A 25,390-nucleotide genomic window follows, 5' to 3' on the forward strand; every position below is an offset into this window, starting at 1 on the left:
ACATCAGCTGCATGTGAAGCACAGCCGCCGCGGCGCAGCGTCAGGACATACACGCTCGCTGTTTCAGCGATGCAGCCGAGCATACACTCGCTGCTTCAGCGCCGCGGCAGGACATACGCGTCCGCTACTTCAGCGCCGCCCGGATGAACTCGCGGAACAGAGGGTGTGCGTCGTTGGGGCGGGATTTGAATTCCGGATGATACTGAACAGCCACAAAGAATTTCCGATCCGGAAGCTCCACTGCCTCCACCAGTCTGCCGTCGGGAGAGGTTCCGGAAATCACCATCCCCGCCTTTGTCATCTCCTCCCGATAGAGATTGTTGAATTCGTAACGGTGCCGGTGTCTCTCCGCGATCTCCGCCTTTCCATAGGCCTCACGCAGTTTCGTACCCTCACCGACCGCACACGGGTAGGCACCCAGCCGCATAGTTCCGCCCTTGGGGATATTCCCCTGCTGGTCCGGCATCAGATCGATGACATTATGCGCGCCTCCGGGCGCGAATTCACCTGAGTCGGCGTCTTTGTATCCCAGCACATCGCGGGCGAATTCAATGACCGCAGTCTGCATGCCGAGACAGATTCCGAGATAGGGAATGTCATTTTCTCTGGCATACTTTGCCGCCTGAATCTTGCCTTCGATCCCCCGGTCTCCGAAGCCTCCCGGCACCAGAATCCCGTCCAGCGCACCCAGGAGTTTTCCTGCCGTCTCCTCCGTCACACTTTCCGCTTCAATCCATTCTATTTCCACCTTCGCCCCGTTTTCATACCCGCCGTGCCGAAGCGCCTCCGCCACGGACAGATATGCGTCATGAAGTTTGACATACTTTCCGATCAGCCCGATACGAACTTCTTTCTCCCGGTTGTGCACACGGTCGAGCATTCTCATCCAGTCCTCCATCTCGCAGGGACCTGCGTTGATTCCCAGCTCGCGGCATACGATCCAGCTGAACCGGGAGCGCTCCAGCATAACCGGCGCTTCGTAGAGCACCGGCAATGTGATATTCTGGATCACACAGTCCTTTTTTACGTTACAGAACAGCGAAATTTTTTCCACGATCGACTGATCGATGGTCTCGTTGGCGCGGAGCACGATAATGTCCGGAGAGATTCCCAGACTTCGGAGTTCCTTGACCGAATGCTGCGTAGGCTTGGATTTGTGTTCACCGGAGCTCTGCAGATACGGCACCAGCGTCACATGAATAAACAGCGAATTTTCCCTGCCGACCTCCAGAGATACCTGGCGGATTGCTTCCAGAAACGGCTGACTTTCAATATCTCCGACGGTTCCTCCGATCTCCGTGATGATGACATCTGCATCAGAATGGCGTCCCACTTCGTAAATAAACGATTTAATCTCATCAGTGATATGCGGAATCACCTGCACCGTGCTCCCAAGAAAATCGCCGTTGCGTTCTTTGTTCAGAACGTTCCAGTACACCTTGCCCGTTGTGAGATTGCTGAACCGGTTCAGATTCTCATCGATAAACCGTTCATAATGCCCAAGATCCAGGTCAGTCTCCGCACCGTCCTCTGTCACAAAGACCTCGCCGTGCTGGTACGGGCTCATAGTGCCGGGATCAATGTTGATGTAGGGATCCAGTTTCTGCGCGGCCACTTTCAGTCCTCTGGATTTCAGCAGCCGGCCCAGGGACGCCGCAGTGATTCCCTTTCCCAATCCCGAGACAACGCCTCCGGTAACAAAAATATACTTTTTCATACTCAACTCCTCCGTCAGTTTCTGGTCCTTAAAAACAAAAAACAAGGCGGAAAGCCCTGAGGAGTGAGTAGGAGATATAAGATCCCGCCGACTCTCGCCTCGCCATCCTGTCCTTGTATTTTCTGCAAAAAATATTACGGAGATATTATACAACAGCCCGGAGCAAAAATCCACGAATTTTTCTCTCTTTCAGCAAAAATTTCCGACAGGTTTTCAGACAGGTTTCGATTCGGCAGGCACTAAAAGTTCTTTCTTTTTTCAGAAAAACAATGTATAGTATACAATAAGTGATGTCGGAGACGCCGCGGCGCACAGCAATCCAATGGAAAGGGTGCGCCGGCAGACATCTGACGCCCGCGCTCCGGTCTTCGGATTTTCCGAAGCTCGTACGATTATCCGGTTATCACCGGAACAGGGCCGATTGAAGTTACTGTATTCAGAACAGGAGGAAATTTAATGAAAACATTTTTAAAGGAATTTAAAGAATTTGCCATGCAGGGCAATGTAATGGACATGGCTGTCGGTATCATCATCGGCGGTGCATTCACTGCAATCGTCAACTCGCTGGTCAGCGACATTCTGAACCCTCTGCTGGGTCTGGTCGTTGGAAAGGATTTCTCCCGTCTGACCGCCGACATCGGCGATGTGCACTTTGCATACGGAAATTTCATCATGGCGGTGATCAACTTTATTCTCATCGCTCTGGTCCTTTTCTGCATCATCCGCGCTCTGAACAAGCTCAGCAGCCTCCGGAAAGCGCCGGAGGAAGAAGCTGCGCCTGCAACCAGAATCTGCCCCTACTGCAAGAGCGAAATTCCGGCAGACGCCACCAGATGCCCCCACTGCACCTCCGAGCTTAGTGCAGAAACCGCCTGAGTTCCGATCCGGAATCTGCGTTCCGGCAACCGACGAGTCCGAACTACGCCGGAGCGTATACACCGTTTCTCCGGCAGGTTCCGGACTGCCCTTGCTTCCCGGTCTTCGGCTGTAAATCCGGTCTGCCGCGGAAGCGCTTTTTTGTTTCAGTTTGTTCGCAAATGTTTTCAGAATTTTTTACTGCTGAGGTCATCCAGCCGGTTCCCGTCTTCATCGTATTCCGCAGTCCCGCTGAATTTATATTTGTTCAGAATTCTGGTCACGCGTTCATTGGTATTCATCTGTTTTTCCCTCAGCTCTCTCTCATAGGGCGTCAGCTTGCTGACATCCTTTATATGCGCTGCGACCGGCTTAGGCACCGCAAGAAAATATACGGCCGGCGCCACCAGCAGAGAATACAGCAGGAACCAGGCAACGAATGCCGCAACCCAGAGAATAGGCGAATGAAAGCGTCCCGCTCCCAGAAAACCCACCAGAGCAATTCCTGCGAAAAACACAATGTCCGCGATAGCAAACCGGTTGACTGCACGGATACCCTTCTGCAGTTCCTCATCATACCACACGCTCTTCAGTCGTTTATTCGTATACTTTGAGAAGCGGTATTGTGTGTTGGCGATAAATACACACTGGCGGAAATCCTCTGCCGTCGCCGGTTTTTTTTCGATCCGGGTCGGTCCGAAACTTCCTTCCTCGTAATTATACCAGATACTGCACCGGATCAGATGTCCCTCTCCCATAACGGACAGACGCAGAGACTCCCGCCGGTCATAATCGATTACCAGCTGTTCTCCCTCCTTCAGCATTACCATCGTTCCGCTGATATCGACAGTTGCGTATCCGTCCCTGCAATAGAACGCCTGCGTTCCCATGGCGTACTGTTCTTTGTCCTCCACGGTCAGCGTCCGGTTCTCCTCAGAAAGCGCTATAACCTCCACACTGCCTTCGTTCCCCTTGCGCACCATCAGATTATAGTCGGTGATCGCCCCGAAGCTCTTTGTTCTGTAAGCGCCGTCAAAGGCGTCCTGCTCCAGTTCCCGCAGCCGGGCAGACCGGACATTCTCATGAGCCAGAACCACACTGCCGGACAGCACCACCAGAATCCGGTTGAAATCCGGCAGCCTGGAGAATACCGACTCTTCCTTTTCGCAGGTGGCCGTTGACAGTCTCCAGACAAAATTGCGCTCCAGATATTCGCTGTCCTGCGGCCATATCGCCAGCTGCGTCGTCGTTCCGCCGGTCCAGCGGGAAGTTCTGAAATCCTCTGTTTTCAACACCTGATACTTCATGATTCACACATCCTCAATGTTAATTTCTATATGCACTGATTATATCATACAGCGCCGTATCCTTGCAATCCGTGCTTTGCTGCGGTATACTGAAACCGTCCGGTTTCCGCCGGTCATCCAAAGACAAAGGAGAATACGCTATATGAACAGAAAAGAACTCGCCGTAAGGCTTCACAAACAGGGCTTCAACTGTGCGCAGGCCGTCGCCTGCTCCTACTGCAATGTTATGGGCACTGACCCGAGACAGGTGTTCCGGATTGCAGAACCCTTCGGACTCGGCATGGGCAGCATGGGCACCTGCGGCGCGGTCAGCGCGATGGCCATGGTAATCGGAATGAAAATTTCCGACGGAGATATGGATCACCCGCAAACCAAACGTGAATGCTACCAGATGATGAAGGAAGCGACAGAGGCTTTCCTGAACAAAAACAAGTCCATTGTCTGCCGGCAGCTGAAAGGCGTGGACACCGGCGAACCTCTCCGCAGCTGCGACGGCTGCATTCAGGACGCCGTAGAGATTCTGGACCGTCTCCTGCTGGGCATCGAGGCATAGAGGGCCGGAGTCCATAAACAATCAGATAACAAAGAAACGCGGCGACCCGAGGATCTCCCTCCGGTCGCCGCATCTGTTCCTGCCGCCTACCGGTTCAGCACGCACTGAACATTTTTATCGTGAAATTTCATAAACAGCGGCGACTGAAGACACTCCACCAGACTCTTCTCTCTCACATTGCTGTCAGATTCCCGATAGAAGAAACACGCCTCCACATCGCCGGTGGCGCTGATGCTGCAGTAATATCTTCCGCCGGCGACACAGCCCCCGGTAATGGTGGAATCCTTGCAGAAATTGATCGTCATAATCGGTTTCTGTTTACGGTACTCCACAATCCGGTCATAGACGCGGTCCTTTCCGGCCGGTGCGGCAGAAAAGAAGAGACACAGCTTGACGCCGTTTTCGATCATTTTGTCGAAAAACTCCTCCCGGTCAAACCGGTCCTGGCTCTCTTCATCATAAGTGCAGGACACACAGTACGGAAGTTTCTTACGATGAAGGATTCCCGCAGTCTCAGCCAGTTTCTGATCCTCCGGCGTACCGGAGACCTCCACAGCGACGATCAGATTTTTCACACGCAGCATTTCATCAGCGAATTCCTCTGTAATCCCCATACCGTCCGTAAACATCAGAAATTCACACTCATAATGCTTATTGCACAGGGCGATGATTTCCTCAGGATATTTCAGCGGTTCTTCGCCCTCAATGAAAAACATGAAGGTTCCGAGAGCCTTAGCCTGTTCGATCACATCGTCCCATTCGTCGAAGTCCAGATACCGGCTGTCGCCGCTCCCGTTGATGTTCAGCGCGATGACCCAGGGAATGTTGCATCCGTATTTTTCTCTGTTTTCATTCGCCTGCGGCGCCGCAAGCGCATTGGCGTTGATCAGCATATTCTCAAAAATCGTTTTCCGCACATCGTCGTCGATATCACTCCACAGACTGATCAGCAGATTATACCAGTTCCCGTCCTTCCGGGTCACGATATCCCTGATGACGTCCCTCTGCACGGAAAGCACGTCCTTCGGCGCATATGTATCAAACCAGTCCAGAAGCTTGGGAAGATTCGCCTCCGGATTCCTGTCCAGAAACTCATAGGCCTTCATCAGCCCCAGTTTCTTGATTTCATTTCCAACTGCACTCATTTTTATCCTTCTCCTTAAAAAATACGTTTCTGTTTTTCAGCATAGTGCCCTCTGATACAGCTTTCAATAGACAATTTTCTTCCGCCTGCCGCAAAACAGGACAGCCGGCGGCAAATGTACAATATTTCACCGTTTCGCGACTCTGTCGAGCATTCCCTCCAGCGTGCCGTCCAGCAGTACAAACAGCCGGTCCAGCTTTTCTTTGTACTCCGGCTTCATCCCTCCGGCTACCCATTCCGTGATGATGCCTACAAGACTGAAGGTCGCGATATCGATCACAAATTCCAGATCCTCCTCGCTGATGATCCGCGTGCCCTCAACCTGCCTCACCAGATCGCTGATCGCGGGTCTGGCCAGTTTCTGCATGAATTCCTCCAGCTGTCTCCTGTTCAGGGAATAATATGCGTTCATGACAAAGGATTTTTCCTCCAGGAGTCCGTCCATCAGGTCTGAAATTACTTCTCGCCAGTTCTTTGCGTCGATGCCGTCCGACAGATACTTCTGCGCCTCCTGCGTGAAGATCCATTCCACCAGATCGTAAACGTCATGGAAATGATAGTAGAATGTCTGGCGATTGACTCCACAGTCATCTGTAATATCCCGCACGGTAATTTTATTCAGGGTTTTCTTTTCCAGCAGCTTTTTCAGTGACGCCGCCAGGGCTTTTTCTGTCAGAAGTGACATGGGTTACCTCCCCCTTCAACTCGCATGTGTATTATACCTTGCCTATGTCTGACTCAGATCCTGCGCCAGGCTGTCACGGATACGCCGAAGCTCCCGGAGCAGTCGGTTGATGGCGTTGATCCTGTGACATACCGTATAGGCGTTTTCCTCCCGGTAGAGCAGAATACGATCCAGCGTCTGCTTCAGATCGCTGCAGAGTTCTTCTGTTTTCTGCACAAAAGTCTGTCGATCCATGTCCAGGATCCCCAACTTCAGCATATCGATATCATAATGATATTCCATTCCGAAAAGCTCTTTTACCCTCCGGGAAAGCTCCATCTTGTATTCATTAAGATGAAGATGAAACCCGCCTTCGCACGCAGCGGCTCTGGCACGGATGTCCGTCATCGTCTTTTCGATTTCCTCGAACCGCCGGTCCAGCTCTTTATACTCCATATTCATGGCTTTCCAGTAAAAGTCCAGCTGTTCCACGGCCCGGTCGATCACATCAATCAGTTTCTTGGCCGTGGACATTTCCATAATCGAGCGGGCCTGCTCTCCCAGATCAGCCTGAATCACCGCCTTCAGTTCCTCCACGCCTTCTCCGGTCCGGGCGCTCACCGGAAATATCCGAATCTCCTTCTCACCCATCAGCTGCTCCAGAACGCTCTCACAGTACTTCAGGTACTCCCCGAGTTCCGCCGGACTCACGGTATCGATTTTGTTGACTGCGAAATAGAACCGGGCCGCGAAATTTCTGGTGTTCCGCAGAAAGTCGATCTCAATCTGATTGATTGGGCTGTCCACCGACAGAAGAAAAATCACCGCATCGCTTTCCTTCATGTGGTCGTAGGCCACCTCAGTGTTGTTTTTGTGAAAGGATCCCACGCCCGGCGTATCTACAAAGGTCAGTCCGCTCTTCAGAAAGCCGGATGGCGCCTGAAGCACGACCTCCGCAACCCCAAGCTCGTTGTTCCGGTTCTCCTGCTCGCTGATGAAACGATGCAGGTCAGACTCAGGGATCTCTTCACATATCCCGTTCTCGTAGCGGACCTCTGCCCGCCGCTCTCCGTATTTCACGCGGGTGACTGCGCTGGTAATGGGTACAATTCCCACCGGCAGCACATCTTCTCCAAGGATGCGGTTAGAGAGTGCGCTTTTGCCTCTCTTGAACTGGCCGACAACGGCCACCGTCATATCCTGATCCTCCAGTTTCTCCAGGAGAGTCCGCGCAGCCCGGGCCTGTCCCCGAACCGCTTCGTCCTCCGACAAAAGCCTGTACGCCTGAGCGGCTTTCTCCCGCGTCGTCATTTCTCTGATTGGTTTTTCTAACATTCCACTCCCTCGTCTCTCGAAAAATCTATTCGATATTATATCATCTTTCACCTCAGAATGCTATCCTACATATTTTTCCTGTCCGATGTACGCCCCCAGAACGGTCAGCACCCCGCAGACCGCCAGCATGATCCACATCGCGGGCTCCCATCTGCCGGCCGCATCATAAACCGCTCCGAACAGAACAGGTCCGACACAGGCGATCAGGTATCCGACCGACTGTCCGAACCCGGACATCAGCGAAGCTGCCGATGCACTTTCCGTATGAAACACAAACATCAGCATGGAATAGCTGAAGCATGCGCCCTGACAAAATCCGCAGAACAGAATCACCATCCAGACTCCGGCAGCTCCGGTTCCGAAAATGAGAAACAGCATCCCGGTGCCGTAAAGGATTCCGAGAAACCCGCCGAACCGCACTTTGTTCGCACATCGCTCCGCAATGACAGGTGCCGCAAATGATCCGAGCAGACCGGTAAACAGATACAGCGAGTTGTAGAGCCCTGCCGCATCCAGACTGTATCCGCGGCTCTGCAGAATCGTCGCGAACCAGGCAACAAAGGAATAGAATATCAGAGACTGCAGCCCCATATACACACCTGCCGCCCAGGCTACAGGAGAGCGCAGCACCGCAGAAAATGTGCTGCTCCGCGCCCCCTCGCAAAGACGCATCCTCCGACATGGGATCCAAGACATCATTGCAAGTACGGCAGGAGCCGCCCATACCGCAAGAGCCGTTCTCCAGCCTGCGCATTCTGCCAGTGGTACACTGACGCCTCCCGCGATCCCGGACATCACCGACATTACCGTAGTGTATATACCGGTCATCTCGCCGCTGCGCTCCGGAAAAAAATCTTTTACCACGGCAGGCACCAGCACATTACCGATTACGATACCTCCACCCAGAATCACGGTTCCGGCAAACAGCCCGGCTGTTCCGAGGAACGATCGAATCAGAATCCCCGCAATCATCAGTCCGGCGCCCGTCACCATGACGCGGCCGGCGCCGTATTTTCTTCCAATCAGACCCATGCATGCAGACAAAAGTCCAAATGTAAGCAGAGGAATACTGGTCAGAAGCCCGGCGCTGCCGCTGCTCAGACTAAGTTCCTCCTGAATCATGCCGACAATCGAACCTGTACCCGTGAAAGGCGCGCGCAGGCAGCAGGCGATCAGAATCACCGCAGCGACGGAAACCGTCGTCCGAATCTTTTCCAATTAAACTTCCTCCTGCTTACAGGAATGTTTTCATTCCGTTATTTTCGCTGTTCTTCATTATATCACAGACCGGGGCGGCCGCAAGTCCAGCCGTAAAACCGTCTCGGGATTGACCCGCAGAATCGGCTGCAAGATCGTTTGCGAAACATTCTGCAAGGCCGGCACACGATTGTCCCCGAGACGCACAGGAACTGCGAATAAATCCTTTAAAAAAAACGCGGGATATAGTATGATATCTATAATCAACATCTGTGCGTTAAGCCCGCGTCGAACTTAACGGGAACTGACGCGCCGACAGACAAGTCAACGAGACACAAGACAATAATTCAGAAGCAGCGCCCCTGAGCACACATTAATCAAACAACAGCCGGGCGGCAGCGCCAATCTGTTCTGGAGGATAATAAAATGAAAGAAAAACTGTACCTCACAGACAGCGAAGTCATCATGAACTTCGATCTGTCCTACCCTGAAACAAAATCCAATCTGATCAAATCCGCCGAATTTCAGGCGGTGGTTCGCCAGTTTCTGCGCAAACTGCAGAAAAAAGACGAAAAGCTCTGTGCCTGGGCCTGTCCCGACGGGAACGAGGATGCCGCAGTGGAAAACATCAGCAAAACCGCACGGGAGCTGCTGGTCTTCGACATCGACGAGGCGGATTCCTCTCTGGTCCGGAACCGCGAAACCGCGCTGGAATTCGTAGAGCGCCTTTACGATTACTGGAGAACTCTGGAGCGCTATTCCGTGACGACGAACCGCAGAGGCGACGCGGAATCCACGGCCTTTGTGTCAAACGACTCCGCCTTCAACCACCTGATCATCAACACATTCCGCCGCATCGAGCAGACTCTGATGGGCCGCCCGAACAAGGTTTTCCGTCAGCAGAACGCAGGCACGAACGCCAGTCTGGCCTGCTACCGGCACGATTCCTTCCGGCTCAGCGACAGATACGCCGTGCTGAAAAACGTGCTGTTCATCGACTCGGTCATGATGCGGACGCCGATGATCCTTCACCCGAAATCAAACAAACGGGAATGGCCCTTTGAGGAAGTCTCCGTCAATCCCATCACGACCTTCGAAGGAAATCCGGATATCTACTTCTGTTTCCCGGCCAAGGTGGGAACACTGACCATATTCATCTATTTCCACCGTGATTTCATGTCGAACGGCGTCAGCTGCGCCAATCTGTTTGAAATCGCCACACAGGAGGAAGCCTCCCGCAAGCCGGACTGCATCCTGATTTTCGGGAACCGCGACAACAAAGACAAGTGCACCTTCTATCACGATACCGAAGAAGATCTCTGGGTCGGCAGCGTTTCTTACAGTGACAAAATCTCCTACTTCGGATACATGAAGAAAACCGTTCTCACCCTGCACAACGTCGCGATGATGCAGCGCGGACGGCTGCCCATCCACGGTGCGTTCGTCAACATCACACTGGAGAACGACAAAAAGAAGGGCATCTGTCTCATGGGCGATTCCGGCGCTGGGAAGTCAGAAACCATCGAAGCCCTGAAAAACCTGGGCAGTGACAAAATCAAGAACATCGAAATCGTCTTCGACGATATGGGAAGCTTTCAGATCCGAGATGGCAGAGTCTATGCACAGGGAACGGAAACCGGCGCTTTCGTCCGGCTGGACGATCTGGATCCGGGAACCCCGTACCGGGATATGAACCGTTCGATTTTCTTCAATCCGGACCAGTCTAACGCCAGAGTCATCACACCGGCAGCGCCCTATTCGGTCATCACCGATCTGCACCCGGTAGATCTGTTCGTCTACGCCAACAATTACGACGACATGACCGGAATGCGTCGGATCGAGGACATCGAGGAAGCCAAGGAAATCTTTATCCGGGGCAGGCGCATGGCCAAGGGGACCACGCAGGAAACCGGATTCTCCGAGACCTATTTCGCCAATCCCTTCGGTCCCATGCAGCAGCAGGAAATCTGCCGCGGAATCATCGATGATGTGTTCCGGTGTCTCGCAGATACAGGCGTCTTTGTCGGAGAGGTGTATACAAGACTGGGACGGGATCCGGAGGATCGCGCCGGGATCCAGACCTCCGCGCAGGATCTGCTGGATTTCATTGAAAATAACTGACGTCTGCTGAACCGTTTCAGAAGGGAGATACTGCCGGATGAATGAGATTTTATGTAAACGAATATATGATGCTCCGGAGCCCGGCGACGGCTTCCGCGTGCTGGTGGACCGTCTCTGGCCCCGAGGCGTAAAAAAAGAGGCCGCCGGGCTCGATTTGTGGGCAAAAAAAATTGCGCCGACAGGCGAACTGCGTAAATGGTTCGGTCACGATCCTGAGAAATTCCGGGAATTCTGCGACCGATACTGCCAGGAGCTGGACGAAAATCCGGATGCTCCGGATTTCGTCCGTCTCTGCAGCGAAACACTTCTTCACGAAAACATCACTCTTCTGTATGCGGCGAAGGATCCGGCCTGCAACCATGCGCTGGCACTCCGGCGCTGGCTGCAGGAAAGTCTCTCCGCACAGCGGGAACAGGGTTGACGGGTCCACTCCGGGATATCATCGAAGACTCAGTCTTTGTGAACTGACGCCGCGGGAATCAGTCCGATACATCCACATCTGAAACAATGCTCACACGGAAATCCGGATAAAGCTTCCGGATTTCTTCCGTTAATGTCTCTACTCCCTCCTGTCGGTCGATTTCGAAGCTCATCACCACATCAAAGCGCATCTCTTTATTCTCCATGTCCACGAAAAATCCATGAAGCTGCAGCGCCCAGTCGTGGGACAGAACCGTCTCCATTACACGGTTGCGAATCCCGGCCGCCTCGTTATCTCCGGTATTATAGGAATATACCCCCACGCCGGTCAGGATGACTCCGGTCTCCGAATAGATTTTCTCCTGAACCCTGCGGGTCAGTACATCCACCTCCTCCACCGTCATCGTGTCCGGAAGCTCCAGATGCACCGAACCGTAATTTTTATCCGGTCCGTAATTATTCAGAAACAGATCGTATGCGCCGCGCACCTCCGGCTCCTCCGACAGCAGGCGTTTGATCCTGACTGTGGTCTCGGGATCCGCCCGCTTCCCCAGAATGTCGTTCAGCGTATCGATCATCATCTCGACGCCGGCCTTGATAATCACTGCGGAAATAACAGCGCCTACCCACGCCTCCAGCGACACTCCCGTCGCGATATACAGGAGTGCGGACAAAAGAACAGAAAGGGACAGAACCGCATCGAACTGTGCATCCGCACCGGAAGCGGTCAGAGCTCCGGATTTCGCATCCTTCCCCTTTTTCTTTACATAGCTCCCCAGTATCAGCTTCACAAGAACCGCCACTACGATGATAATCAGCGAAACCATCGTATATTCCGCCTTCACCGGATGGATGATCTTGCGGACAGACTCCACAGCTGAAGTGATTCCGGCGTACAGCACGATTGCCGACACGATCATGGCGCTGAGATACTCAATCCTGCCGTATCCGAGTGGATGCTTCTTGTCCGGATCCTTAGACGCCAGTTTTGTTCCCACGATCGTAATGACCGATGACAATGCGTCGGACAGATTGTTCACCGCATCCAGAAGAATCGCGATGGAATTCGACATGATTCCCGCCGCAGCCTTGAACGCCGCCAGAAACACATTCGCCAGTATCCCGATCACACTTGTGCGGACGATGATTCTGTCCCGATCCTCTTTTTTCTCCATAAGATTCTGCGGAACTTTATTCTCTGAATTTCCCATATATTACGCCTCCCCGGCAAACGACGGCGCTCCCTTTACGGGGACGCCGCCGTTTTCATTATTAATCTCCCAGTAATTTATATAACAGAGCATACAGCGTCCGTGCATCCTCCGGCGTAAAATCCGCCGGCATGCACTGCCTCATTTCGGCGGGAACCCTGCCCGCCCCGTTCTTCATATCGCGGCCCTTGTCCGTCAGGGTGATCTTGACGCGCCGTTCATCCTCCGCACTCCGGTTCCGCTCCACCAGTCCGGCTTTTTCCATCTTCTTCAGCAGAGGCGTCAGGGTTCCGTTATCCAGACGCAGTCGTTTTCCCAGTTCCCCCACAGTGACATCGTCCCTCTCCCACAGTGCCATCATTACGATATACTGCGTGTAGGTCAGCCCCAGCGGTTTCAGCAGCGGAGTGTAGGCGCTGACCACACTCCGGGCGGCGGCGTAGAGCGGGAAACAAAGCTGATTCTCAAGCTTCAGTGCATCGTCCGGATCGACAGTATCGCCGGTGTTGTCCATATTGGCGGTTCTCACATTCTCCGCAGCCCCCGTGGTTTCCACGGTTTCAGCATTTTTCGCAAGCGTCCGCGCGCCGTCGGCAGTTGTATCCTTTGTCATCAACGTCTCCCGTTTACGGTCAGCGTTCATCTCAGCAGCTCCTCTACCGCCTGCCGGACATCCTGCATCTTGGCGGTGGGTTCAAACCGCGCAACCACATTTCCTTCGCGGTCTATCAGGAATTTCGTAAAATTCCACTTGATGTCCGGATTATCTTTATAATTCTTGTCGATTTTCTTCAGCATTGCGCTCATCGCCAGCGCCTTCGGTCCGTGACCGAATCCCTCAAACCCCTTCTGCTCCTTCAAATAACGATACAGCGGTAATTCATTCTCACCGTTCACCTCCGCCTTCTTCATCTGCGGAAATTCCGTGTTATAGTGAAGTGTGCAGAACTGGTGGATCTCCTCATCGGTCCCCGGCGTCTGTCCGGCAAACTGGTTGCACGGGATATCGATGATTTCCAGGCCCCTCTCGTGAAGATCGCGGTGCTTCGCTTCCAGATCCTCGTACTGCGGCGTGAATCCACATCCTGTCGCTGTGTTGACGATCAGCATAACCTTCCCTTTGTAATCTGCGAGAGCCTGCTGCTCTCCGTTCGGCTTTTCCACACTGTAATCATATATACTCATTCTGTCTTCCTCCTTCTGTTTCCTGCCTGCCTCTTATAGGCCGGCGCTTGTTCCGTTGCTTTTCTCCATTCGCCGGTTCATCGGTTCGCCCGGCGTTGCGTTGTCTACTCTTTTATTTTGTACAAATATATTTTATCAAATATTTTTCATTTTGCAAGGGGGTTTTTAATTTTTTTGAGATTTATTTTCTACGACAAAATCAGGTCCCTCTGGCGATTTTATTCTGCAAAGAGGACCTGATTTGTATGAGTTTCTTCTGTATATTCGCTGCAAGCTCAGTCAGCGAACATCATTTAAATTACTTCAGACTGTGCCGAAGACTCTTCCTCTGCCTCCATTTGCGGCGACGTTTTAATGATCATCATAAACAGCGCGAAGCAGATAACCGACAGCACCAGCGAGAACGTGATAAGGGAAACATATCCGTGTGACGAGTTGTACAAAACTCCCGCTACAAAGGAGGACAACGCTGCTCCTAAAGCCGCACACAGAGATGTGATTCCATACTTGGCCGCATAATCGCGGTCACCAAACAACGGTCCGATCACAATGGCCGGGAGAAGATTTGCGGCCGGTGCTCCCAGTCCGTGAAATCCGATGAACAGCATACAGAACATGCTCGATGTGGGGCGATAGAGGAACAGGAACTGCACCGTGGTGCACGCCATCAGCAAAATGATGCCCGCTGTAATTCCAAGTTTATCAAATACTCGACCGGAAACGATTTTGCCGATAATGATAAACATTCCTGCAAGGGAGACACTGGCCGTGATGGCTTTTCCCGGCGCTCCCATATCTGTCAGCAGCGGAACGAGATTGACAACTATTGCGTTAATCACGATCGCCACCAGGACAATGGTGATGCAGAGCAGCCAGAACCGCGGTTTTTTCAGTGTCTCAGCATAAGAAAGCCCGCTTACCGGCTTCTTCTCTTCAGACCGGCTTCCTTCTATGCTGTCCGATCCATATGGCTTCAGTCCTTTTTCCTCCGGATGAAGCCGGAATACGAATGCAGAGAACGGTACAATACAGACCAGGATGATAATTCCGACTATCAGATATGCGGTTCTCCACCCATATGCAGCGAGAAGCCATGTCACGATCGGCGTCAGGATCATACCTCCAACGCCGCTTCCCGCCATTGCAATTCCCATACAGAGACCGCGCTTTTCTTCAAACCAGTTCGTAATCAGAACCGAAACCGGGATGGTTGCCCCACCGGAAAGTGCAATTCCCAGTATTACACCGGCCAGATAAATCATGCCCAGTCCATTTGCCTGAGACAGCATTAATTCACCGAGGAATGCGAGGAGCACGGAACCCGTCACCATGACACGTATCTTCATTTTCTTTACCAGCATACCGAATATCGGATTTCCGATCATTGATGCAAAAGTCATGATAGAATACAGATACGTAAATTCTGATCTGTCGATATTCAATCCGGTGGTTACAGGGAGAACATACAGCGAAAAAGTATTTATAATCGCTGCGAAAAGAACAGCCATAATGACCGTACACCCGATAACGATCCACCACCCGTAAAAGAATTTACCTTCGTTTTTTAAATTCGTAGTGTTACCCATAATTTCACCATCTACTTTTCTTCGAAACAACAACGACTGATAGAAATGAGCCCATAACAATTATTTGTTATAAAGTTGTTCAGCATGATTCGTGCCAACTATATAACAGAATGAATGCTAATGGTTCCTGAGCCATCCCCACGCCACATTCACATAAATTGCCGCCCCGATCGGAAGACAGTCTTCGTCCAGCTGCATATCCGGATTATGCAGCGGTGCGCTGCTTTCTGTGCCGGCTCCCAGCCACACAGCCATTCCGGGAACACGTTCAGTGACATACCCGAAATCCTCCGTACCTGACATCGGTGCTATTTTCTCTATGTTTTCTGAGAGAACAACCTTTTCGAGCGCAGGACGGAGTGATGCGCACAACTCTGCGTCCGTATAGGTCGATGGTGTATGAAATTCACAAAGGGAGTATTCTCCTCTCCACATTTTGACGGTATGATCCACAATCTCCGGAACACGTCTAAGCAAATGTTCTCTGGTCGTACGGTCAAAGGTTCTGAAACTGAATCCCATATGCGATTCGTCCGGAATAACATTGATTGCCGTTCCGCCGGTTTGTGTCCCCACAGTCATCGCCACAGTCTGTTTAGGGTCTGTCTCTCTGCCCGAAAGCAGGTTCAATGCAGTATACAGCTGATTAGAAATCAGTAATGGATCAATTGTTTTCTGCGGCTCCGAGCTGTGTCCGCCTTTTCCCTTTATATCCACAATAAAGGTGTCCATCGCTGCAGAGGCAATCCCGGTTGAATACTGTACTTTTCCCACATTAAGCTGGGGCATCACATGAATCATAAACGCCGCATTCACAGTTGGATTTTCCAAAATACCATCGTCGACCATAAATTTCGACCCGCAGCCGCATTCCTCTCCGGGCTGAAACATCAATTTAACCGTTCCCGGAAGCTCAGCTTCATGATTTTTGAGGATCTGAGCCGCACCCAGAAGCATTGCCGTATGAGCATCGTGTCCGCACATATGCGCTCTGTTTTCAATTTCAGATTTAAATTCCAGCTCGGCGTTTTCCGGCATCGGAAGAGCGTCCATATCTGCCCGTAGAAGGATACATGGCTCTCCTTCTCCAATCGTAGCAGTCACACCATAACACTGCTTCATATAGGGAAATCCACCCTTCATAAAATTCTGACGCAGTTTTTCATCAATCACCCCTCCGCAGAGCCGACTTTCAATTCCCATTTCCGACAGTCTTGTCTGCACGTATTTTACTGTCACAGGAAGATCAAAACCAATCTCCGGCTGTCGATGCAATTGTCTTCTGTCCTGTGTAATCTGTGTAAAATTTTCTTTTGCTTCACTCAAAAAAGTATTCATAAAAATCCTCCTGTTCTGTGCGCTCAACACTCTCCGGATCAACGAATACAACCAATCTCATATATGAAATTGCATGGAGTATAACACAAAAAAAGTTCCAGTACAACAAAATGCTCTAAAATTAGGCTGAAAAAAACTCTCATCGTGTAAATTTTAATTTACATCGTAATATTATTTTTACACATTTATGTAATCTTTTTTGTACAAAGACTGTCAGCTACTGTTATCCGGCGTCAGTTTCATCCCCGTTTCTTTTGGCATGTTTAATGCTTTTATACAAAATACAAAGAAAAATCGAACGCTCAACCTCTCCGAATTCTTATTTCTTTATCCCGTATTTTTTCATTTTCTGATTCAGTGCCTGCCTCGTGATTCCCAGGTATTCCGCTGCTGCGCTCAGTGTTGAAAAATTATCGATTGCCTTGCGGATCAGGAACTGTTCATAGGAATCCATACTTTTTTTCAACGATCCCATCCACGGAAGTCCCATTCCCCCGCTTCGGCTGTCCTCAGGCAGAATATTGTCCAGATTCATTTCAGCAGTGATATAGGCGGGAAGATCCGGAACCGTGATGATGCGTCCCTCACAGAAATTAAATGCTCCTTCAATCGCATTCCTGAATTCCCTCACATTCCCCGGCCATTCGTAATTCTTAAGAATAGTTTTCACATCCTGAGACACCCCTGAAATTTCCATCTGCATCTGGGCATTGAACTGAGAAATAAAGAAATTCGTCAGAAGCTCAATATCTCCGGTTCGACGTCTTAAAGGAGGGAGTTCGATCGTAACGCCGCTCAGTCGATAGAACAGATCCGGCCGCAGCGTTCCATCCTTAGCACAGATCGCAGGATCTTTATTTGTCGCAGCGATAATCCTTACATCCACGTCAAAGCTTTTGTTTCCTCCGATACGTGTCACCTGGCGCTCCTCAAGGACACGCAGCAGCTTTGCCTGCAGGGCAATATCCATGGAATTTATCTCGTCCAAAAACAATGTTCCCCCGTGAGCTCGTTCAAACAGACCTGCCCGATCCTCGGCACCGGTATAACTCCCCCTGGCGGTTCCGAAAAAAAGACTTTCCAGAAGATTGTCCGGAATCGCCGCACAGTTCTGCGACAGGAACGGGCATCCGCTTCGACGGCTGGCTGAATGAATTGACTGTGCAACCATTTCCTTTCCTGTCCCGGTTTCACCATAGATCAGCACGGATGAAGACGTTCTTGCAATGCGATCTACCTGCATGCGAACATATTGCACCTCCGGGCTTCGACCAATGATATCGGAAACGTCGTACAACCTCTTCCTCTTCTTTTTCTTCTTATCGGTAAAAATATTCAGAGAATCCCGGTTCGCTGAATTTTCCGGGAATATTGTGACGCACACTGCACCTATGACCTTCCCATCCTCCCGTATCGGATAGGTATTATCCATACAGTGAAACGGTCTTCCGATCGTAGGGTACAGAACCTCATCATGGTTCAGAACAGGCTTTCCGTATCGGATTGCCTGTACAATTGTACTATTCTCAGGAGTTTTATCCGGATAAATTTCAAACAATGTCTTGCCGATTGCCCGCCTCCCGTCTACAGGAGGAAACTCTGTCTTATATTGTGTCATATAGACAATTTTATAGTCACTGTCCACCACAAGCAGTCCATCCACATAATTCTTTATATTCGTTATTGTATCAAGGTATTCTTCTATCATAGCCCGGATCTCCTTTCACCTGATTGTACAACTGCAGACAGATTCTGTAAATAGCATCTGTTCATTAAAGCCCCGCTGAATTTAATGGGCGCTGATGACAGTTCGTCAGCAGCGCCGCAGCGCACAGTTTAATGGCAGTGTGCATCGACAGACACTATACGATAGAGCCCTGAAACATAAACCCGATACGCGCTCTCTACCAATCCGCCCGATACACAATTCTCCCCTGCACCATCGTCATCAGCACCCTTGTCATATGAATTTCCTCTTCAGGTCTTTTTCGTAAATCTCGATCCAGAACAGTCAGATCTCCATTTTTTCCAACAGTAATCGAACCGCGGTTATCTTCACTGAATGAGGCGTATGCCCCCTCCAACGTAAACATCCGCAGAGCTTCATCGATTTCAAGCCCGTTTTCTGGATAAAAGCTTTGACCAGTATCCGGATTCGTCCGTGTCACGGCATACTCTAAGTTCGGCAGAATATCGAAGGGCTCCACCGGGCAATCGGAACCGCCTGACAGGTGAACGCCAAGATCCGCCAGCCTTCTCCACCCATAACTTTGTGACGCAAGTCTCTGCCCCACGCATTTTTCAACAATATTCATGTCCGACCGCAAAAATACCGGCTGTACATATGCTAAAAGTCCCTGTCTTCGCATTTCATCCTGCTGGCGCGCATCCATGATCTGGCAATGCAAAATCCCATGGCGCATATCATGCCCTGGATGTTCTTGCTGAATTTTCTTATAAACCTCCAGCATAACCTGAATCGCGCCATCTCCGATGCAGTGTGCTGCAATCTGCATCCCTTTTTCCTGAGCAAGCTTGCATAAAATATACAATTCCTCACCACTATGATTCAGGCATCCATTTGCAGACGGATCGTTTTTATAGGGTTGTTTAAGTTTTGCAGTATGCGCCCCCAGAGAACCGTCCACAATCAGTTTCAATGGTCCTAACCGATATAGGCCATGCTCTTCACCGGTTCTGTGACCCTCCGCAAGAAACCCTTCTAAATCCTTCTTACTCCAAAGCGAACATTGCTGATACACTCTCACCGGTAATTTCCCCTCATCTGCAAGCTCACAGTATGCCTGGAAGTAGGGATGAAAATCACTGTCTGATGCATATCCTGACATAAAATCGTCTGTATGAATTTCTGTTATCCCCTGTGCCGCAACATCTGAAAGGCCTTCGAGGATGAGTTCCTTCAGCTGCGGTACACTCATTCGCGGTATATTCCGGTTGACGAGATTCTGTGTGTCCTCATACAGAATTCCGTTTGGCGTTCCGTCTGCATAGTATCCGATACCCGGCGACCCCAACTCATTCGACTCTCCATCAGGTTCCATCAGCCCTATGTTTTCCATCGCCTTCGTATTACAAACCGATAAATGAAAGCAGGCGCGCCGAATCACTATTGGAACCTCTGTGCTGACTCGATCAAGATCTTTGCGTGTCGGAATCACCTTCTCACTCCAGTTATCCTGATTGAACCCGAGCCCCTGAATCCACTCTCCCATCTGCTGCATCTCAGATACCGGCGCGGCACAGCGTTCACACACATCCTCTAAAGACTCTGCATCCGACAAATCTACCATTCTCTTTCCTGCTGCATAGGCCATCAGATGCATATGTGAATCAGTAAAACCCGGGAGAAGCATACGCCCTCCCAGATCAATTATCTCTGTTACTGCAGAATTCTCCGCCATAACCTCTTCATTACTTCCTACCGCTGTAATGACTCCATTTTTCACCGCCACAGCCTGTGCTTCCGGCATATGCTCATCCATCGTGCATACATTTCCATTTAAAAAAATCGTATCCATATTATTTCTCCTCTCATATTGCTCAAAATATTTTAAGCAACAGATGTACCAAATCCCCCCGGTATCAATCATTTAAAAAACAGAGTTAATTGACAAGCGAACAAATGTTCGCTATAATATTACTGTAGCAAAATTCATTTTTGAAGAGGAGTTTTCAATGACGGAAGGACCGATGAACATTATTGCAAGAGCATCCGGAGCTGCCGGAAAGTCCGACGGAGAACCGCTGAAATTCATTCACTGTTCCGACCTGCATCTGGATTCCAGTCTGGAAACGAAACTGTCCGGCGAGGATGCCCGCAGACGGCGTTATGAAATCGTCCGGGCCTTTGAGCGCATAGTCAGACGGGCTGAGGAGCAGCATGTGACCGGAATCATCATTGCCGGCGATATGTTTGATGCGGACATCGTCACGGCCCGAACAAGGGAAACCGTGCTGGACATTATCCGACGGACTCCGGCAATCGACTATCTGTACCTCAGCGGCAATCATGACAGCGCCGAACGTGTTTTTCCACTGCAAGGGCTCCCGGAAAACCTCCTGACATTCCGCAGTCATTGGCAGACCTATCGTTACGGAAACATCGATATTACCGGCGTTGAACCGGATCCACAGAGCAGTTCCAACTGCTTCGACACTCTCTCGCTGGATCCGAATCATGTCAACATCGTGATGTTACACGGTCAGCTTTCATCTCAGGCCGGTCCCGACCTGATTCCGCTGCCTGCTCTGCAGCACAAAGGAATTGACTATCTTGCCCTGGGTCACCTGCACAGTTACCGGCACGGAGTGTTGGACGAACGTGGAATTTATTGCTACTGCGGCTGTCCGGAGGGCCGAGGATTTGACGAATGCGGGGAGAAAGGCTTTGTCCTCCTGAGCGTTTTAGGAAATCATCTGGAACATACCTTTGTTCCTCACGCGCAGAGAATGCTCTTCCGCATCCCCACCGACATCGCGGACTGCCGTACATTCCCTGAGATTCTGCATAAGCTGCGGGACACAGCAGCGGGAATCCCCCCGGAAAGTCTGGTCCGGTTTATTCTGACCGGAGCATGCGCTCCGGATGCACAGCTTGATCTCCCCGCTCTGGAGCAGGAGTTTGCTTCGCTTTTTTTCTATGCGGAGATCCGCGATGAAACCTCTGTTTCCATCGATCCCGCCACGTTCCTCGGCGACATTTCCCTGAAAGGTGAATTCATCCGAAAAGTGCTCGCCTCAAAGCTCCCTGAACGGGATAAAAACGCTGTAATCCGGGCGGGGCTTCAGGCGCTCGGCGGAGAGGAGATCACATTATGAGACTGCTTCGCTGTCATATCGAAAACTTCGGCGGTCTCCATGACTACTCTCTGGATTTTCGGGAGCATATGACCGTCATCGACGAACCCAACGGATTCGGAAAAACCACACTGGCGGAATTCATCACCGCCATGTTCTACGGATTCCCCAAAAAGAAACGTCACAAGGCTCCCGATAATTACCGTGAGCTGTATACGCCGTGGCAGGGCGGCGTCTTCGGCGGGAGTCTGGAATTCCTGTACAGAAAACAGCCCTACCGGATTGAGCGAAGTTTCGGCGTTACTCCCCGCGAAGACCGTTTTGCACTGTACAGCGGCAGCACAGACCGGAGATCCGACGACTTCTCCGAAAACATCGGAACGGAGCTGTTCGGAATCGACGCTGATTCCTTCCGCCGAAGCACATATATGCCGCAGACCGCTGAAAGTTCCGCAGGCAGGGGCGTCTCCGGACATTCTCCGCTGCTCACCAATGACATCCAGAGCAAGATCAGCGGACTGGTGGAAGATACCGATGACATTAACAATTACGATTCTGCCGTCGCAAAACTCCGGGAGCTTCGAGCAGGACTGCGTCCTTTCCGCGGTCAGGGCGGGAGCATCGCCGGATCACAAAGACGGCTCCGGGAGCTTTACAGCGAAGTCAGCGTCAAAGACAGTCTGAAAAATCAGATCAGCCGGCTGGAAAACGAAGCATCGGAGACAAACTCCCGTCTCCGGGAAAATCTGCAGCGCCGGGACGCCCTCGAGCAGTCGGCTGTACGACGTTCAGAAAGAGTCTCTGTCCGCTCCGTCCGGGAACGGGCCCGGGATCTCGAGCTGGTCTGTGCGGAGGCAGACAGACAATATGCACATGCGTCTGAAATTCTCAGCGACGACGGCTTTCCTGACGGCGCTCCTTCCGAAGAGCTGCTGCAGCAGGCAGAAACGATAGTGCGGCAGATTGACCGGCTGAACAGTCAGCTTGAGCTGCTGGAATTTTCCCCGCAGGAGCAGCTGCGATACGCAGAACTGAGCAGACGGTTCAGCCGTCCGGACAACCATTCCGGTCACATCCGGACTGACACGCCCGCTCCGGGCAGCGGTTCTCCGGACGGTTCATCCGCCCCGGAGAACCGGGATCAATCCGACAGACAAACCGCAGCTTCGCCGCACCGACTTCGGCGGAGTCTCTCTGTCCTCCCCGGCATATGCGCGATCATCGGAGGAATCCTTCTGATGCTGCTGTCGCAGCATACATCGCATCAGGCATCACTGCTCCCCGGAGGCCTGCTTGTGCTTGCCGGTATCCTTGCGGTGCTTTTCGGCGGCATCCCGTTCGTCATAAGGCGCATCCCCCGCTCGCCGCACACTGAAGCCCCGGGCCCCGCCGTCGAGGATCCCGCACTGCTGGCAGAGTTCTGCGAGCTTCAGCGCCGTCTCCGACTGATCAGCGATCCGGAGGACGGTCTGCACAGTCAAATCGACCGCCTTTCCTACCGCCTTGTGCATCAGATGTCGCCGTTTCTCGACAATGCGGAGGATCTGAGCAGGGCTGTAACAGAACTGCGGGCACAAAAAAACCGGTCTGATGCCCTCGCCGACAGACGCCGGCAGATCACCGGCGCATTAAAAAAAAGCCGGGACGAATCCCGACAGCGACTGGAACAATTCCGCAGGGAGCATCAGGACGAGCTCTCAGAGAGCCCCTGCGAGAAAAACGACACCCCCGCAGAGATTCCCTCTGAGCAGTGCGTATCCACGCCGCAAAGCAACCCGACAGAGGCAGCGCAGCTCCACCCGGCAGTGCGGCCTGACACGACAGCGCAGCTCGACCCGACAGAGCAGCTCCACACGCTGTCGGTCCGAATCAGCAGGGATCGCCAGCGCATCGGAGAAATTGAAAACACTCTGCGGACGCTTTATCGGCAGCTGGATGAAATTCCCGCAAAGACAGACGAAATTTCTGTCCTCACCGCTCGGATTCGGGAAGAAAACCGGCAGGCAGATCTGCTGGATGCAGCCATGCAGTTTCTCGCAGAAGCGAAGGATTCTCTTTCCGCACGCTATTCCGGACCGATCCTCCGGAAACTTTCGCATTATGTAAACAGGCTTTCAGAAGCAGAGAACCGTCTCTATCTCGATACAGATCTGAATGTGGAGATCAGCCGCAGCGAACAGCGGCGCAGTCTGCAATACTTCAGCGCCGGACAGAAAGATACGGTCATGATCTGCCTGCGCCTCGCCCTGATCGACTCCCTCTTCAGAAACGAAAAGCCTTTTCTGATCCTGGACGACCCGTTTGTCAATCTGGATGACCGCCACATCAGAAAAGCGCTCGACCTTCTGCAGACACTAAGCAGCGAAACCCAGATCATCTACATGACCTGCAGCAGCGCCCGGCGGCCATAAGCCGCCGGATGAAATTTCCAACACTTATCTCATTATTACCGATTGCAAAATCAATGTTAATCTAGTAATATCGAGTTGTCAAAACCCCGAAATCAGTAGGAGAAACAATATGAAAACTGCCGTTTATCTTGGGAAAAAATCAGTCGAAGTGCGGGAAGTCCCGGTTCCCGTACCGGGGCCACGGGATGTTGTAATCCGCAACATCTTTTCCAGTATATGCGGAACGGACGCTGCCGTCTATACTCATGGTCCGGGGACCGGTCATCGCATCACTGTCGGCGGCGAATTCGGTCACGAAACTGTCTCCGTCGTCTCTGCCATCGGATACGATGTAACAGATTTTCGCATCGGTGACCGCGTATATCCCTACCCTTTGTACGCGAAAAATGACACTTCCCGCGCCGGAACTCTGGGCGGATTTTCAGAATACATTCTCATTCCGGAAGCAAAGCCGGAGCATTCCCTTTATCCGGTACCGAAGGAAATCTCCGATCGTCTCGCCTGCCTGACAGAGCCTTTCACTGTAGGCTGCCATGCCGCCCGCCGCTCACAGCCGAAAGCGGGCGAGCGCGCCGTGGTATTCGGCGCGGGAACGATCGGCATTGCCGCGGCCGTGGCTCTACGCTTTTTCGGCATAGACAAAGTCATAATCTGCGATCTTTCGGAGCTCCGGCTCGACATCGCTGCCGGACTTGGATTCGAAGTATTTAATATGAGGGACGAACAAAACTTTCTTCCCAAAGCCTGCAAATATTTCGGCGAAGCACCGTCGCTGACGGGAAAAACCGCTGATATCGATATCGTGCTGGATGCCGCTGGAGCGCCTGCGCTTCTGAACCTGTTCTTTGTGCACGGAAAAATCGAAAGCCGGTTCGTTTCGGTCGCTGTAAACAACACTGCCAGAAGCATCGATCTGCTTCATATGACTTACGCACAGCAGAGCATCATCGGCTCCGGAGGCTACACACCGGAGGATGTTCGGGACGTCTTCCGCATCATGGAGTTGGAGGGTGCAGCTCTGGAAACCCTCATTACCAACGAATATCCGCTTGATGACATCGACACTGCGATCCAGCGGGCGGCGGATCCGGAGCACGCGCTGAACGTGGTCATCAACTTTTCCCTGTGAATTCATCTCACTGAAACCGTGAATCAGTTCCGCAGAGATTGCAGATCCGTCTTACATGGAGAGGTTGAATATCAGGCCTTACAAAATTTGTAAATCCCTATATTTTAGAACTGCGAGCTACCATGTACTGTGCTCTCCGATGAGTTTCATCCAAACACCAACGAGAAAACGGTTTTCCTTCGCACTGTCGATGCGGTCCGGTTCATCGGATCTCTTGACTATACAACAAATGTCGTCGATTTATGAGGCAGTAAACGATTGATGATCTGAGGGTGCCTTGCGGGGTGCCTTGCGAGGTGATAGGCGATTGATACTTGCAAGGCGATAAACGATTGATGATCTGTTTACTTTTTGTGAAAGTCGTGTATAATATTAGTACAAATTCAGTTCGCCATATCC

20 protein-coding genes are annotated in these 25,390 nt (G+C 51.7%); 7 read left to right on the forward strand and 13 right to left on the reverse strand.

Features of this window, described 5'->3' with window-relative positions:
* Positions 1–124: 124 nt before the first annotated feature.
* Positions 125–1,717 carry a CTP synthase gene (locus FYJ64_RS08635; protein ID WP_154574757.1) on the reverse strand — a complete coding sequence of 531 codons (1,593 nt, stop codon included), beginning with the start codon at positions 1,715–1,717 and terminating at the stop codon, positions 125–127.
* 456 nt (positions 1,718–2,173) lie between these two features.
* Between FYJ64_RS08635 and mscL the strand changes: the two genes are divergently transcribed.
* Positions 2,174–2,593: a large conductance mechanosensitive channel protein MscL gene (gene mscL, locus FYJ64_RS08640; RefSeq protein ID WP_154574758.1), complete on the forward strand. Its 420-nt coding sequence runs from the start codon at positions 2,174–2,176 to the stop codon at positions 2,591–2,593.
* A 167-nt stretch (positions 2,594–2,760) separates the two neighbouring features.
* Here the strand turns inward: mscL and FYJ64_RS08645 are convergent, their stop codons facing one another.
* Positions 2,761–3,879, reverse strand: a complete 1,119-nt coding sequence (locus FYJ64_RS08645; RefSeq protein WP_154574759.1) for a HutD/Ves family protein — start codon at positions 3,877–3,879, stop codon at positions 2,761–2,763.
* Between the two features lie 142 nt (positions 3,880–4,021).
* Here FYJ64_RS08645 and FYJ64_RS08650 point away from each other — a divergent pair, with 142 nt between their 5' ends.
* Complete coding sequence (locus tag FYJ64_RS08650) at positions 4,022–4,432, forward strand: C-GCAxxG-C-C family protein (protein WP_154574760.1); 411 nt, start codon at positions 4,022–4,024, stop codon at positions 4,430–4,432.
* An 86-nt stretch (positions 4,433–4,518) separates the two neighbouring features.
* On the opposite strand, the gene FYJ64_RS08655 is transcribed toward FYJ64_RS08650, so the two are convergent.
* The 4 genes from FYJ64_RS08655 to FYJ64_RS08670 form a co-directional block, all read right to left on the reverse strand.
* A complete protein-coding gene (locus FYJ64_RS08655) occupies positions 4,519–5,577 on the reverse strand; it encodes a radical SAM/SPASM domain-containing protein (protein WP_154574761.1) in 1,059 nt (352 codons plus the stop codon).
* 126 nt (positions 5,578–5,703) lie between these two features.
* Positions 5,704–6,261, reverse strand: a complete 558-nt coding sequence (locus tag FYJ64_RS08660; RefSeq protein ID WP_154574762.1) for a TetR-like C-terminal domain-containing protein — start codon at positions 6,259–6,261, stop codon at positions 5,704–5,706.
* 42 nt (positions 6,262–6,303) lie between these two features.
* On the reverse strand, positions 6,304–7,575 hold the full coding sequence (locus tag FYJ64_RS08665; RefSeq protein ID WP_154574763.1) for a dynamin family protein: 1,272 nt from the start codon (positions 7,573–7,575) through the stop codon (positions 6,304–6,306).
* Between the two features lie 60 nt (positions 7,576–7,635).
* Positions 7,636–8,793: a CynX/NimT family MFS transporter gene (locus FYJ64_RS08670; protein WP_154574764.1), complete on the reverse strand. Its 1,158-nt coding sequence runs from the start codon at positions 8,791–8,793 to the stop codon at positions 7,636–7,638.
* Positions 8,794–9,198: 405 nt separating this feature from the next.
* Between FYJ64_RS08670 and FYJ64_RS08675 the strand changes: the two genes are divergently transcribed.
* Both FYJ64_RS08675 and FYJ64_RS08680 read left to right on the forward strand, forming a co-directional pair.
* Entirely contained in the window at positions 9,199–10,893 is a 1,695-nt protein-coding gene (locus tag FYJ64_RS08675) for a hypothetical protein (protein ID WP_154574765.1), read from the forward strand.
* Between the two features lie 37 nt (positions 10,894–10,930).
* On the forward strand, positions 10,931–11,314 hold the full coding sequence (locus FYJ64_RS08680; RefSeq protein ID WP_154574766.1) for a DUF488 domain-containing protein: 384 nt from the start codon (positions 10,931–10,933) through the stop codon (positions 11,312–11,314).
* A gap of 58 nt (positions 11,315–11,372) precedes the next feature.
* Here FYJ64_RS08680 and FYJ64_RS08685 read toward each other — a convergent pair whose 3' ends face one another.
* The 7 genes from FYJ64_RS08685 to FYJ64_RS08715 form a co-directional block, all read right to left on the reverse strand.
* Positions 11,373–12,524 (reverse strand): cation diffusion facilitator family transporter, encoded by a 1,152-nt coding sequence (locus FYJ64_RS08685; protein WP_235897159.1) that lies wholly within the window; start codon positions 12,522–12,524, stop codon positions 11,373–11,375.
* Positions 12,525–12,585: 61 nt separating this feature from the next.
* Positions 12,586–13,137: a MarR family winged helix-turn-helix transcriptional regulator gene (locus tag FYJ64_RS08690; RefSeq protein WP_321073260.1), complete on the reverse strand. Its 552-nt coding sequence runs from the start codon at positions 13,135–13,137 to the stop codon at positions 12,586–12,588.
* Positions 13,138–13,163: 26 nt separating this feature from the next.
* Positions 13,164–13,709, reverse strand: a complete 546-nt coding sequence (locus FYJ64_RS08695) for a glutathione peroxidase (protein WP_154574767.1) — start codon at positions 13,707–13,709, stop codon at positions 13,164–13,166.
* Positions 13,710–14,002: 293 nt separating this feature from the next.
* A complete protein-coding gene (locus FYJ64_RS08700; protein ID WP_154574768.1) occupies positions 14,003–15,295 on the reverse strand; it encodes an MFS transporter in 1,293 nt (430 codons plus the stop codon).
* A gap of 117 nt (positions 15,296–15,412) precedes the next feature.
* Positions 15,413–16,633, reverse strand: coding sequence for a M20 metallopeptidase family protein (locus FYJ64_RS08705; RefSeq protein ID WP_154574769.1), 1,221 nt, complete (start codon positions 16,631–16,633; stop codon positions 15,413–15,415).
* Between the two features lie 319 nt (positions 16,634–16,952).
* Positions 16,953–18,341 carry a sigma-54 interaction domain-containing protein gene (locus FYJ64_RS08710; RefSeq protein WP_154574770.1) on the reverse strand — a complete coding sequence of 463 codons (1,389 nt, stop codon included), beginning with the start codon at positions 18,339–18,341 and terminating at the stop codon, positions 16,953–16,955.
* A gap of 196 nt (positions 18,342–18,537) precedes the next feature.
* The gene (locus tag FYJ64_RS08715) at positions 18,538–20,244 is read right to left on the reverse strand and encodes an amidohydrolase (protein WP_154574771.1); all 1,707 of its coding nucleotides are present in this window, start codon (positions 20,242–20,244) and stop codon (positions 18,538–18,540) included.
* An 85-nt stretch (positions 20,245–20,329) separates the two neighbouring features.
* Between FYJ64_RS08715 and FYJ64_RS08720 the strand changes: the two genes are divergently transcribed.
* The 3 genes from FYJ64_RS08720 (at position 20,330) to FYJ64_RS08730 (ending at position 24,991) form a co-directional block, all read left to right on the forward strand.
* Positions 20,330–21,472: a metallophosphoesterase family protein gene (locus FYJ64_RS08720; RefSeq protein WP_154574772.1), complete on the forward strand. Its 1,143-nt coding sequence runs from the start codon at positions 20,330–20,332 to the stop codon at positions 21,470–21,472.
* A complete protein-coding gene (locus tag FYJ64_RS08725) occupies positions 21,469–23,862 on the forward strand; it encodes an ATP-binding protein (RefSeq protein WP_154574773.1) in 2,394 nt (797 codons plus the stop codon). Before FYJ64_RS08720 ends, FYJ64_RS08725 begins: the two co-directional genes overlap by 4 nt.
* A 109-nt stretch (positions 23,863–23,971) precedes the next feature.
* Positions 23,972–24,991: a zinc-dependent alcohol dehydrogenase gene (locus FYJ64_RS08730; RefSeq protein WP_154574774.1), complete on the forward strand. Its 1,020-nt coding sequence runs from the start codon at positions 23,972–23,974 to the stop codon at positions 24,989–24,991.
* Positions 24,992–25,390 lie beyond the last annotated feature (399 nt).

Origin of the sequence: Hornefia butyriciproducens (genome assembly GCF_009695915.1) — a bacterium.
GTDB lineage: Bacteria > Bacillota > Clostridia > Peptostreptococcales > Anaerovoracaceae > Aminicella > Aminicella butyriciproducens.